At 66.6% G+C, this 12,091-nt stretch carries 16 protein-coding genes; 13 read left to right on the top strand and 3 right to left on the bottom strand.

Translation table 11 applies throughout. From position 1 onward, the window contains the following. Nucleotides 1–151: 151 nt before the first annotated feature. On the top strand, nucleotides 152–571 hold the full coding sequence (locus tag VL15_RS28465; RefSeq protein ID WP_048250016.1) for a VOC family protein: 420 nt from the start codon (nucleotides 152–154) through the stop codon (nucleotides 569–571). On the opposite strand, the gene trpS is transcribed toward VL15_RS28465, so the two are convergent. Both trpS and VL15_RS42815 read right to left on the bottom strand, forming a co-directional pair. Further along, nucleotides 555–1,568, bottom strand: a complete 1,014-nt coding sequence (trpS, locus tag VL15_RS28470) for a tryptophan--tRNA ligase (protein WP_048250017.1) — start codon at nucleotides 1,566–1,568, stop codon at nucleotides 555–557. The genes VL15_RS28465 and trpS overlap by 17 nt on opposite strands. A gap of 216 nt (nucleotides 1,569–1,784) precedes the next feature. After that, complete coding sequence (locus tag VL15_RS42815; protein ID WP_196319630.1) at nucleotides 1,785–1,940, bottom strand: hypothetical protein; 156 nt, start codon at nucleotides 1,938–1,940, stop codon at nucleotides 1,785–1,787. Nucleotides 1,941–2,444: 504 nt separating this feature from the next. Here VL15_RS42815 and VL15_RS28475 point away from each other — a divergent pair. From VL15_RS28475 to VL15_RS28490, 4 genes are all read left to right on the top strand, one after another. Next, nucleotides 2,445–3,095 (top strand): hypothetical protein, encoded by a 651-nt coding sequence (locus tag VL15_RS28475; protein ID WP_048250018.1) that lies wholly within the window; start codon nucleotides 2,445–2,447, stop codon nucleotides 3,093–3,095. A gap of 80 nt (nucleotides 3,096–3,175) precedes the next feature. After that, complete coding sequence (locus tag VL15_RS28480) at nucleotides 3,176–3,511, top strand: RebB family R body protein (RefSeq protein WP_048250019.1); 336 nt, start codon at nucleotides 3,176–3,178, stop codon at nucleotides 3,509–3,511. Between the two features lie 190 nt (nucleotides 3,512–3,701). Beyond that, on the top strand, nucleotides 3,702–4,070 hold the full coding sequence (locus VL15_RS28485) for a RebB family R body protein (RefSeq protein WP_048250020.1): 369 nt from the start codon (nucleotides 3,702–3,704) through the stop codon (nucleotides 4,068–4,070). Between the two features lie 196 nt (nucleotides 4,071–4,266). After that, nucleotides 4,267–4,590: a RebB family R body protein gene (locus VL15_RS28490; protein ID WP_048250021.1), complete on the top strand. Its 324-nt coding sequence runs from the start codon at nucleotides 4,267–4,269 to the stop codon at nucleotides 4,588–4,590. 81 nt (nucleotides 4,591–4,671) lie between these two features. On the opposite strand, the gene VL15_RS28495 is transcribed toward VL15_RS28490, so the two are convergent. Next, nucleotides 4,672–5,226 (bottom strand): Crp/Fnr family transcriptional regulator, encoded by a 555-nt coding sequence (locus tag VL15_RS28495; protein WP_230684543.1) that lies wholly within the window; start codon nucleotides 5,224–5,226, stop codon nucleotides 4,672–4,674. A gap of 464 nt (nucleotides 5,227–5,690) precedes the next feature. On the opposite strand from VL15_RS28495, the gene VL15_RS28500 reads away from it, so the two are divergent. The 8 genes from VL15_RS28500 to argE all read left to right on the top strand — a co-directional run bounded on the left by VL15_RS28500 (nucleotide 5,691) and on the right by argE (nucleotide 12,081). Further along, nucleotides 5,691–6,248 (top strand): RNA polymerase sigma factor, encoded by a 558-nt coding sequence (locus VL15_RS28500; protein ID WP_048250023.1) that lies wholly within the window; start codon nucleotides 5,691–5,693, stop codon nucleotides 6,246–6,248. A 113-nt stretch (nucleotides 6,249–6,361) separates the two neighbouring features. Continuing rightward, nucleotides 6,362–6,655 (top strand): RebB family R body protein, encoded by a 294-nt coding sequence (locus VL15_RS28505; RefSeq protein WP_048250024.1) that lies wholly within the window; start codon nucleotides 6,362–6,364, stop codon nucleotides 6,653–6,655. 35 nt (nucleotides 6,656–6,690) lie between these two features. Beyond that, entirely contained in the window at nucleotides 6,691–7,314 is a 624-nt protein-coding gene (locus VL15_RS28510; RefSeq protein ID WP_230684544.1) for a hypothetical protein, read from the top strand. Between the two features lie 311 nt (nucleotides 7,315–7,625). Continuing rightward, nucleotides 7,626–8,072: a hypothetical protein gene (locus VL15_RS28515; RefSeq protein WP_048250026.1), complete on the top strand. Its 447-nt coding sequence runs from the start codon at nucleotides 7,626–7,628 to the stop codon at nucleotides 8,070–8,072. 338 nt (nucleotides 8,073–8,410) lie between these two features. Beyond that, nucleotides 8,411–9,733 (top strand): flavin-containing monooxygenase, encoded by a 1,323-nt coding sequence (locus tag VL15_RS28520; protein WP_048250027.1) that lies wholly within the window; start codon nucleotides 8,411–8,413, stop codon nucleotides 9,731–9,733. Between the two features lie 68 nt (nucleotides 9,734–9,801). Continuing rightward, complete coding sequence (locus VL15_RS28525; protein ID WP_048250028.1) at nucleotides 9,802–10,239, top strand: RidA family protein; 438 nt, start codon at nucleotides 9,802–9,804, stop codon at nucleotides 10,237–10,239. 8 nt (nucleotides 10,240–10,247) lie between these two features. Further along, nucleotides 10,248–10,925: a DUF1028 domain-containing protein gene (locus VL15_RS28530; RefSeq protein WP_048250029.1), complete on the top strand. Its 678-nt coding sequence runs from the start codon at nucleotides 10,248–10,250 to the stop codon at nucleotides 10,923–10,925. Then, entirely contained in the window at nucleotides 10,918–12,081 is a 1,164-nt protein-coding gene (gene argE / locus VL15_RS28535; RefSeq protein ID WP_048250030.1) for an acetylornithine deacetylase, read from the top strand. Before VL15_RS28530 ends, argE begins: the two co-directional genes overlap by 8 nt. The last annotated feature ends 10 nt before the right edge of the window (nucleotides 12,082–12,091 follow it).

A 12,091-nucleotide genomic window follows, 5' to 3' on the forward strand; every position in this document is an offset into this window, starting at 1 on the left:
CGGAGTGGACTAAGGGCCTGTCCGCAATCGGCAGGAACGGATCGCGGCGGACTGTGCCGGAGCAATCGCCGGTTGTCCGTCAGCGGCCGGGGGCTTCGGTGCGATATGCGACGTTTGTGTAGACTCGTGCTCGTTCAACGGAGCAAACACCATGCAACTTCTCGATCACGTGTCCATCGGCGTTCCGGATATCGAACGGGCACGCCCCTTCTACGATGCCGTCATGACCGCATTGGGCGCCACCAAGGTCTATGACCGAGGCACCGCACTCGGCTACGGCGAACGTTGCAATGCCGACGACACCGCATCGACCTGTCTGGCGGTTTATCTGGATCCCGCCGAAGTCGGGATGAGCAAGCGGCACTGGTGCTTCAAGGCCGTTTCCCGTGAGCACGTGCATGCATTCTTCGAGGCCGGCCTGTCCACCGGCGGCCAGTCCGACGGCGATCCCGGATTGAGGCCGCACTACCACGGCGACTACTACGCGGCCTTCCTCGTCGACCCTGCGGGCAACCGGATCGAGGCGGTGTGTCATGCCGCACCGCCCGCGCCGCTCACTCGAAATACGTGAGCCCCAGCGCGCCCTTCACCTCCGCGAGCGTCGCTCCCGCCACATCCCGCGCGTGCATCGTGCCGCGCTTCAGGATCGCCATCACCTCGCCCTTGTCGGCCTCGAACTCGCGTCGCCGCGCGCGGATCGGCTCGATCAGCGTCTGCAGCCGCTCGTTCAGCACGCGCTTGACCACGCTGTCGCCGAGCCCGCCGCGCCGATAGTGCGCCTTCAGTTCGTCGATCTTCTGCACGTCGGGCTCGAACGCATCGAGGAACGTAAACACGACGTTGCCCTCGACCTGGCCGGGGTCGCTCACGCGCAAGTGATTCGGGTCCGTGTACATGTCCTTCACGGCCTGCGTGATCTCGTCCGGCGTCGAGCCGAGCGTGATCGCGTTGCCGAGCGACTTGCTCATCTTTGCCTTGCCGTCGATGCCCGGCAGCCGCGTGACCGATGACAGCACGGCCTCGCATTCGACCAGCACGGGCTGCTCGACGGTCGCGTTGAAGCGGCGCACGAGTTCGTTGGTCTGCTCGATCATCGGCAACTGATCGTCGCCGACGGGCACATGCGTGGCCTTGAACGCGGTGATGTCGGCCGCCTGGCTCACCGGGTAGGTCAGGAAGCCGGCCGGGATGTCGCGCTCGAACCCGCGCAGGCGGATTTCTTCCTTGATGGTCGGATTGCGTTCGAGGCGCGCGACCGTGACGAGGTTGAGCAGGTATTGCGACAGCTCGGCGAGCTCGGGCACCTGCGACTGCACGACGATGGTCGAGATCGCCGGATCGATGCCGACGGCGAGATAGTCGAGCGCGACCTCGATCACGTTCTCGGTCACGCGCTGGCGGCGGCCCATGTTGTCGGTCAGCGCCTGCGTATCGGCGAGCAGCAGGAATTGCCGCGCCTCGTGCTGCATCTGCACGCGTGCGCGCAGCGAGCCGATGTAGTGGCCGAGATGCAGCGGGCCGGTCGTGCGGTCGCCGGTGAGGATGGTCGGTCGGTTCGGATGGGTCATGGTGGTCGTGGGTTCCGGGTTGTCGAAGCCGCCAGCCATGATGTCAGCGCAGAAACGCAAATGCCGCCATGGCTGGCGGCATCACGTTTGGGACATGCAAAAGGAAACGGGCCGCCTGGTTCAGGCGCGCCACCAGCAATGCAGATTCGGCAGGGCGGGTTTCGTTTTCATCGCGGCAGTATAGCGTATGGCGCGGCGTCGGGCCGGCCGTGCGCGTCAGCGGATCACCGATTCCATCGCGAGGTATGCGGTTTCGGCGGACGGCCACAGCAGGTACAGCAGGCCGGCCATCAGCAGCAGTGCGCTCGCGCGCACCAGCGGCGTGCGGTCTTTGTCGAGCGGGGTGCGGACGGGTTGCTTGAATCTTTTCATGCGTGCAGGCGCGTCATGCGCCACTCCAACGGTTACTGCAACGGGTCGAGTGAAACGACGCCGGGGTGTTGCGGGGTTCAACGGGGGCTGGGGCAGGGTTGGCCGGTTGCGGGGCATTAAAAAGGGGACGGTTGAACGTCCCGTGGCTGCCGTCCATGCCGAGGCGACGGGCATCCTACCAGTTCGGCGGCCCGGACACAGTCAAGAATTGTCGGAATGGGTGCGGCCGCAGGCGTGCTGCCCATCCGCTCGAAACGCGCGTAGGCCGGCGCGTCGCCGCGCAGCTCCAACGTCGGCACCAACTGACTTCACAGACCCGTCGCACGGTTCGTCCCTGCAGCGGTCCTGCCGAAATTTCCGGCAAGGCCGTCGCGCATCCATTTCCCGGAGAACACCATGCGATATCCATTGCGGCACGCCGACCACGGCGCCTCGGCGCTGCGCCCATCCGAACCCGAACCGCACGCACCGGCAACGCGGGCGGACATCGACGAGGGGTGAGCCATGAGCAACGAAGCCCTCGACCCCCTGCTGCGGCAGTTCGCGGAGAAGCGATTGGGACGGCCTCTCGAGCCGGGCGAAGAACAGGCGCTGCTGGAGCGGCTGCCGGGCAGGCACGGGAGCCCGCCGGCACCGGTCGCCGGCACGGCCGCGCAGGCGAGCGCCGCGAACCCGCCATTGCCGCGGTTGAAAACCCGGCAGGAGGCGCGCGAGCAGGTCAAGCATTTTCTGCAGCTCAACCAGCAGAAGGCATACGAGAAGATGCGCGGCATCCTGCAGACGATCGACGCGCAGAACGAGACGACCCTCGGCATGCTGGCGTCGGAACAGCAGAAAGTGTCCGGCGTACTCGACGCGCACGCGCCGCCGGGCGATGCGCAGGCATCCGGCGCGGCCGACATCCAGGACAGCACCCGCGAGGCGCTGGCGTTGATCGGCGAACAGCTGACGGGCCTCATCCGGCAGGAAATCGACGCATGCTTCCGGCAATACGTCGATTCGTTCGCCGAACGGCTCGCCGTACGTCTCGACGCGATAGACGACCGGTTGCAAGGCATCGGCGCCGGTCCGGCCGAACCGTCCGAACCGACCGCGCCGGGTGCTGTCGCCACCGCTGCCGTTCACGATATCTCCGGCTCAGCGTCCATGGAGTAGCACGCGGGTCATGCGGCTGAACGCGAAACCGGCCGGCCCCGATGTGCGACCTCTCAACTACGTGAACCAAGGAGCAACAAATGGCTGATACGTGTCAAGTGTGCCAGGTCAATCCCGCGATTACCGATGCGGTCACACAGGTCAACGTCAAGGTGGTCGCCGAGGCGCCGGCAATGGCGATGGGCTCGCTGTACCAGGCCCAGAGCCATTCGCTCAGCATCCTGTTCGAGAACGCGGTGCAGCAGCAGTCGCAGGCCGCGATCCAGTCGCAGACGTCGACGAACGTGGGGACGATGCAGCTCTATACGATCGGGCCGGAAAGCGCGGGTGCGGCCGCCACGGAAATCGGCTCGAACGGGATCATCTCCCTGCTGGCCGACGTGATCGCGATCGGGAAGGCGATGGCCGCCCACTAAGGCGCTGTCGCAACGCCGTGGTCGAGCGGCGGCGCAAGCGGCACGAGCCGCCGATGCCGCCGCCGGGCCGCGGATCCGCAGCACGGCCGCCGGCACCTGAACAGCGGTGCCGCACGGTGTTCCGGAGCAACCGACAGGACGGGCAGAGCCGATTCGATGCGGCGCCCGTTCGCAAACCAGGAGAAATACGATGGCAGATGACGCAAACGCCAACGCGAAGGACCCGAAAGACCCCTGCAACTGCAAGACGTGCGCGGTCAATGCCGCGATCACCGACGCGGTCACGCAGACCAACGTCAAGGTGGTGGGTGAAGCGCCCGCGATGGCGACGGGATCGCTGTACCAGGCCCAGAGCCATTCGCTCAGCGTGCTGTTCGAGAACGCCGTGCAGCAGCAGTCGCAGTCCGCTGTGCAGCTGCCGACCTCGACGAACGTGGGCACGATGCAGCTCTACACGCTCGGGCCGGCGAGCGCTGGCGCCGCCGCGACGGAAATCGGCTCGAGCGGCGTGCTTTCCGTGCTGGCTGACGTGCTTGCGCTCGGCAAGGCGCTTGCCTGACGCGTAATCCGGCGTTGACGCCGGGCGGTGGCCTCGATCCCGGTGGCTACCGCCCGGCGCCCGACGTCGTGTCGACGCCCGCGATGACGAGCGCCCGCGGCGCATCGACGGCGCCGTGCGGCGCGTATCGCCGACCGACCCACTCATGCTTTCGCCGTCACTGCGCCGCAGCGGCGAGCACACCAGGAGCAACGACATGCCGGAACAGGTTTCCGCCGCGATTACCGATGCAGTCACGCAAGCCAACGTCAAGGTAGTGGGCGAAGCGCCCGCCGTGGCGTTGGGCACGCTCATGCAGTCGAACAGCCATGCGTCCGCGATCTTGCTTCACAACGCGGTGCAGATGCAGGCGAACCAGGCGGCGTCCAACCTCGCCGCCACGACCGTCGGCATCATGCAGCTCTATGCCGGCTCGCCGGTGGCGGCGGCCGGTGCGGCGCGGTCGGCGAACGACAACTTTGCGTCGCAACTGGCCGCCGTCGCGCAGTTGATGAACGCCATCAGCCACTGGCGCGGCTGACCTGCACCGCGCGCCGCGCAACCCGGCGCGCGCAATTTCCCTGCGCCACCGCGCGGCACGACGCACGTGCTTGCCGGGGCGTCAATTGGCGTCGACGATGTAGCGGAGCTGCTCCAGTTTCTCGATCGTCACACCGTGATCGTGAAGCCGGATCAGGCCGTCGCGCTGCAGCTTCTGCAGGCTGCTGTTCAGTCGCGGCCGGCTGACGTTGAGCATCGCGGCGAGGATGCTCTGGCTCTCCGGCAGCGCCACCTCGAGATCGTTCCCTTGCATGCGGTTCAGCAGATGGCGCGCGAGCCTTGCTTCGAGCCGGTACAGGCACGCCGACTCGACGAAGTCGCTCAACTGGTGGATGTGCCGGCACAGCTGCTCGTGGATGCGCTCCATGAAATCCGCGTTGGCCAGCAGCGGCGCGAAGTACTGGCGATGCAGCAGCGAAATGCGGCAGTCGGAGCTCAACTGGGCGGTGAAGCTGCGCCGGTGTGCGCGAAACAGCGTGCTTTCGCCGATGAGCTCGCCCGGCATCGAGTGGCCGAGAATGATTTCGCGTCCGCCGGGTTCGTGCAGCGTGTTGTAGACGCGGCCGCGGTGCACGAAAGCGACGAAATCTCCCGGATCGCCCTTGAAGAACAACAATCGATTGCCGTGTTCGGGCCAGGGTGTGACATGCCTCTCGATGTGAGCCAGCAGGCTTTCCGGGAGATCGGTAAGTATCGGTATATTGCGCAGCGTTTGAACGTTAGCAAGGGCAGGCATGTTTTCCGTGCGAGGTTGTTTGACGATGCGGCCACCTAGCGAAAAACGCTGCCTTTGGTACTGCGTGAAAAATGAATAATCCAAATAACCAGATAATGGGAAAACGGTCCGGATAGGGCGGCAGTTCGGCGGCAGTCGTTCTTGTTCCTCGCAATACCTTTATTCACGCCCGGCGGCGTGCCTGAAACGACGGATGGGGCTATGCCGGGCGATTGGAATTTTTGTTCATAATAATCAAGAAAATTTACGAAACCGATTATCGTAGTAACGGTGTTACGCGGGTAACAGCGTCATTCGAGGCATCGAATCGATTCTGTGTTTTCCATAAAAAAGGAAGGCACGGGATGACAACCTCGAACCAGCACGCTGCCCCGACGCCCGAGTCACCGGCGCAGCAGCTCGATCGCACGTGGCGGGAAATGCAGGGGAAATTGCGGCGCCGCGCGCGCCTGTTGTGCAAGGGCGATATTTACCGTGCCGACGAACTGCTTTCGGATACCGCACTCAAGGTCCACATTTACCTGCAGCGCTCGCCCGAGCGCGTTCAGAACCTGTCCGGCTTTCTCTTTCTGGCGCTGAACCACGCGTTCCTCGATGGCGCGCGCCGCCGTCTCCGCGAAAGCGGCAGGCTCGAATTCGACCCGGACTGGGACGACGATCACACCGTCGAGCTGGCTGGCCACGCGCCGTCGATGGAGCAGCAACTGCTGCTCCGGCAGTTGCTGCTGCGTCTCGAGCAGGCGCTGTGCACGCTCCCGCCTCAGCAGCAGATGCTGTTCACGCTGAAGTTCGAGGAGGACCGCCCCTATCTGCACATCGCGGCGACGCTCGGGATCAACGAGCCGCTTGCCAGAAAGCGCGTCGAGCTGCTGCGCAAGAAATTGCGCGAGGAACTCGCGTGAGCGCGTTCACGAACGCGCTCACGCAGCGTTCCTAACGGCATGCGCGGCGTCGATGGCCTGCCGGCCCGCCGTTCCTTCCATCGCATGCCGGTGCCGAGATCCGAGGAGGCCTCGTGGCAGACAAAGTCAATGAGCAGGTTACCGACGCGCTGACGCAGACCAATGTCAACGTCGTCGCGGGATCCCCGGCCCAGGCGCTGGGCATGCTTTACCAGATGTTCAGCCAGGCCGTCGGCATCTCGGCGCAGAACATGACGCAGCAGCAGGCGGCGCTGAACCAGATTTCGAACGCGGTCGTGTCGAAGGCGGTGGCCATGATCCTGTCCGTCGAAGCGTCGCCGAAGCCGGCCTCGGGCGGCGCGGCGCATGCCCCGACGGCCGGGCCGCAGACGGGCTCCACGCATTAGCGCGCGATGACTCTCGGGATACCTGAACCATGAACATGAAAGGCCTTTTGGGCGGACGCGGCGACGACGCGCCGCAGACGCCGGGCGATGCCGACGACGACGCAGACACCGCAGCTGGAGCAGCCGAAGCAGCAACGCCGGCCGAGGTCGCGCCGCACGCCGCGGCGTCGAAGGCCGGCGCGCGCACGTGGCCGGTCAACCGGCTGCGCAGGCTTACCGATGCGCTGAAGGCACCGAACCAGATCGCGGATGCGGCCGGGTCCGGCGGCTCGACACTGAAGACCGTGCAGGCGATCAACGCGGAGGCTGCGTCCTACGCGACGACGCAGATCGCCGTCGGCCCGAACATGATGATCACGCAGGCGGGCGGCCTGGTCGCGCAGGCGGCGGCCAACTACTTCGAGGCGTCGACGTCGCTGGCGATCGCGGGCAAGAGCGTGCTGATGAAGGATCTGGCGCAGAAGACCATCGACGAGAACGAGCGCGGGATGGCGATGGATGCGGTGGGCCTGCTGTTGACGGACCTGTTCGTCGCGACCGCGGCGCTCGTCGCGGGTGCCGCGGAGGCGATCGAAGGGGAGGCCGCGAGCATCGCGCTCGACAAGATCGACGACAGCCTGCAGAAGTATCAGGCGCTGCTGGACAAGAAGGGCACGTAGCGCGCGCCGCGGCGCATCGCCGCTTCACCTCCGGTGGTGGTGGACGTTCTTGTGGAAGCAGGGCGGACGACATCGATGACGGTTCGGAGCGAAATGACCCGCATTGAATCGATGCGCGCGCAATCGTTCGTGCGGCGGCGGTGAGCGTTTGACTTCCGCGCGCGCAGCGACAAAGAATCAATCGACACGACCCGCCGGGCTATCGGGCCCGACGCGGGATGTGAGCGGCGGGACCGACGCACGTCCGTTGTCTCGAACGCGTCGCGGCCCTGCCAGGCACCAGCAGTCCCATCGAGTCATGCGAGGAACCCATGCCCTACATCATTCAGCAAGTACAAGGTCCCGCGCCGCTGGCGGTTGGCGAGCGCCTCTGGGGAGATGCGACGGAAATCGATTTCGGCGCGATGACGAGCTGCATCGCGCTCGTCGAGGAGACGCCGGGCCAGCCGGCGTCGGTTCGAGCCATCCACCTGTCGATCGTCAGCGCCGACGGCACGCCGGTCTACGATCCGGCGTCGGATGTGACTGGGCAGGTCGACACGATCATGCAACAGAACGGCAACCTGCGCGCGTGCCTCGGGCGTATCGACCTCTGGCAGGCCAGCGAGTCGCCAGAGTTGCAGGCGTTCTTCGTCAACCTGATGCAGGGCCTTGAAATCATGACCTGGGTGCAGTTGCCGGACGGCAACCTGCGGGTGCGGTTCACCGGCGGCACGATCCAGTATCAGCAGGGCACCGGCGCGTGGATCGACGTGTAGCCGGCACGACCCGTTGAAGCCGGCGCCCGCCACACGAGTGGGCGCCGGTGCAATACCGGTTGATGGTTTCGAATCTCCGCGCAATCGCATCGAAAAATTCATTCTTCGAAACTGAAGCGCATGGGTCGAACCGCTTTCGGCCATCGCGCCGTCGAGGCGATTCGAAGCAGCGCGCCGTCTTGCGCCGCTCGCCACCCACGCCACGCCCAGCTTTTTGCTCGTCAACACCAACAAAAAACATCATTTCGCGCAAGCGTGCGTGTCAGCAGAATGTCTCCATTCCAACTCACGCGACAGCATGAGCGTCGCGGCGAGCCGCACTTCAGAAGGAGACAGCCGTGGCAGTCGAAACAACCTCAATCGATACGCTCGTCGTCGGCGCCGGGCAGGCCGGCGTGGCCATGAGCGAGCACCTGGGCAAGCTGGGCGTGCCCCATCTCGTGCTGGAGCGCAACCGCATCGCCGAACGCTGGCGCACCGGGCGCTGGGATTCGCTGGTCGCGAACGGCCCCGCGTGGCACGACCGCTTCCCGGGGCTCGAATTCGACGGCCTCGATCCCGATGCGTTTGCGTCGAAAGACCAGGTCGCGGACTACTTCGAAGCGTATGCACGCAAATTCAATGCGCCGATCCGCACGGGCGTCGACGTGAAGCGCGTCGTGCGCAACACGGGCAAGCCGGGCTTCGTCGTCGAAACGTCGGACGGCACGATTGAGGCGAACCGCGTGGTCGTCGCGACCGGGCCGTTCCAGCGCCCGGTCATTCCGCCGATCGCGCCGGACGACGCGCGTCTCGTGCAGATCCACTCCGCCGACTATCGCAACCCGGGCCAGCTTCCGGAAGGCGCGGTGCTGGTGGTCGGCGCGGGTTCGTCGGGCGTGCAGATCGCCGACGAGCTGCAGCGCGCGGGCCGGTCGGTGTACCTGTCGGTCGGGCCGCACGATCGCCCGCCGCGCGCGTATCGTGGCCGCGACTTCTGCTGGTGGCTCGGCGTGCTGGGCGAATGGGACAAGGAAGTCGCGACGCCCGGCCGCGAACACGTGACGATCGCGGTGAGCGGTGCGCGCGGCGGCCATACGGTCGATTTTCGTGCGCTCGCGAAGCAGGGCGTGACGCTCGTCGGGCTGACGAAGTCGTTCGACGACGGCGTGGCCGTGTTCGAACGCGATCTCGCGATCAATCTGGCGCGCGGCGACGAGAACTACCTGTCGCTGCTCGACGCGGCCGACGCCTATGCGGCACGCAACGGCCTCGACCTGCCGGAAGAACCCGAAGCCCGCCGCATCCTGCCGAACCCCGACTGCGTCGCGCATCCGATCCTCGCGCTCGATCTCGCCGGCGCCGGCATCACGTCGATCGTCTGGGCGACCGGCTATGCGGTCGACTACGGCTGGCTGAACGTCGATGCGTTCGCGGCGAACGGCAAGCCGCAGCACCAGCGCGGCGTGTCGAAGGAGCCGGGCATCTATTTCCTCGGGCTGCCGTGGCTGTCGCGGCGCGGCTCCAGCTTCATCTGGGGCGTGTGGCACGACGCGAAGCACATCGCCGATCACATCGTGACGCAGCGCAAGTACCTCGCTTATCACGACGCGTCGCAGCACCGCGCGGCCGCGCCGTCGGCACCGGCCGACGCACGCCCGCTCGCCGAAGCGGCGAACTGACCCGAACCCGCCGCGCCGCGTCTGCTTCCGGCCCGGCGGGTGTTTCCACCGACGATCGAAGGACCTCGATGAGCCAGCCTACCCATACCCGTATCCGCATGTTCAACACGAAGGATACCTACCCGAACCAGACGCTCGACAACGACCTGTGCCAGGCCGTGCGGGCCGGTAATACCGTCTACGTGCGCGGCCAGGTCGGCACCGATTTCGACGGCAAGCTGATCGGCCTCGGCGATCCGCGCGCGCAGGCCGAGCAGGCGATGAAGAACGTCAAGCAGCTGCTGGAGGAAGCCGGCAGCGACATCACGCACATCGTGAAGACGACGACCTACCTGATCGACCCGCGTTATCGCGAACCGGTGTACCAGGAAGTCGGCAAGTGGCTGAAGGGTGTCTATCCGATCTCGACGGGGCTCGTCGTGTCCGCGCTCGGCCAGCCGCAGTGGCTGATGGAGATCGACGTGATCGCGGTGATCCCGGACCACTGGCAGCCGAACCGCGCATAGGAGGCGACATGACTTTCTCCATCGTCGGGCGCTGCCCGGAGACGGGCCAGCTCGGGATCGCGATCAGCTCGTCGAGCATCGCGGTGGGCGCGCGCTGCCCGTGGGTGCGTGCGGGCGTGGGCGCCGTCGCGACGCAGAACATCACGCTGCCGGCGCTCGGCCCGCAGACCCTCGACCTGATCGAACACGAACAGCTCGCACCCGCCGCGGCGCTTGATCGCGCGCTCAGCGCGAACGGCTGGAGCCAGTACCGGCAGGTCACGGTGATCGACGGGCAGGGGCAGACGGCGTGCTTCACCGGCAAGGAAGCGCTCGGCACGCATCACGCGGTGCAGGGCGAGCAATGCGTGGCGGCCGGCAACCTGCTGGCCGCGCCGGCCGTGATCGATGCGATGGTGGCAGCGTTCGAACAGGCGCCCGGCGTGCTCGCCGAGCGCCTGCTGGCCGCGATGCATGCGGCCATGGCGGCCGGCGGCGAGGCGGGGCCGGTTCACTCGGCCGCGTTGAAGGTGGCCGGCGACCTGACCTGGCCGGTGGTCGACCTGCGCGTCGACTGGGCCGATGCCGACCCGATCGGGCAGCTCGACGCGCTGTGGCGCGCGTATCGTCCGCAGATGCAGGACTACCAGACGCGCGCGCTGAACCCGACCGCCGCGCCGAGCTACGGAGTGCCGGGCGATGAGTGACGCATCGAGCCGCGCGCTGCTCGAACGGCTGATCGGTTTCGCGACGGTCAGCCGCGATTCGAATCTCGAGATGATCGGCTTCATCCGCGACTATCTCGACGGCTTCGGCGTATCGAGCGAACTGTTCTACAACGCGGAACGCACGAAGGCGAGCCTGTACGCGACGATCGGGCCGCGCGATCGCGGCGGCATCGCGTTGTCGGGTCACACGGACGTGGTGCCGGTCGACGGGCAGGCGTGGACGGTCGAGCCGTTCCGGCTGACCGAGCGTGACGGCCGCCTGTACGGCCGCGGCACCGCCGACATGAAGGGCTTCATCGCTTCGGTGCTCGCGGCCGTGCCGAAGTTCGTCGCACGGCCGCTGAGCGTGCCCGTGCACCTCGCGTTCTCGTACGACGAGGAGGTCGGTTGTCTCGGCGTGCGGCCGATGCTCGACGCACTGGCCGCGCGCGAGCACCGACCACGCCTGTGCCTGATCGGCGAGCCGACCGAACTGAAGCCGGTGCTCGGTCACAAGGGCAAGCTCGCGATGCGCTGCCACGTGAAGGGCGCCGCGTGCCACTCGGCGTACGCGCCGTCGGGCGTCAACGCGATCGACTATGCGGCGAAGCTGATCGGCCGGCTCGGCGAGATCGGCACGGCGCTGGCACGGCCCGAACGTCACGACAGCCGCTTCGATCCGCCATTCTCGACCGTGCAGACGGGCCTGATCAAGGGCGGCCGCGCGCTGAACATCGTGCCGGCCGAATGCGAGTTCGATTTCGAGGTGCGCGCGCTGCCGGATTTCGATGCGCACGACGTGCCGAGGAAGCTGCAGGACTATGCGGAATCCGAACTGTTGCCGAGGATGCGCGCGGTGCAGCCCGATACCGACATTCGGCTGCAGCCGCTGGGCGCGTATCCCGGGCTCGCCACCGCGCCGGACAGCGAGGCCGCGCGCCTGCTCGCGATGCTGAGCGGTTCCGACGCGTTCGGCACCGTTGCGTTCGGCACCGAGGGCGGGCTGTTCGGGCAGGCCGGCATTCCGACCGTGGTGTGCGGGCCGGGCAGCATGGACCAGGGGCACAAGCCGGACGAGTTCGTCACGCTCGAACAGCTGCACGGATGCGACGCGATGCTGGACCGTCTGGCCGCGCATCTCGCGTCGGCCGCCTGAACCCGCAACC

It is taken from the genome of Burkholderia cepacia, from assembly GCF_001039005.1.
Lineage (GTDB): Bacteria > Pseudomonadota > Gammaproteobacteria > Burkholderiales > Burkholderiaceae > Burkholderia > Burkholderia theae.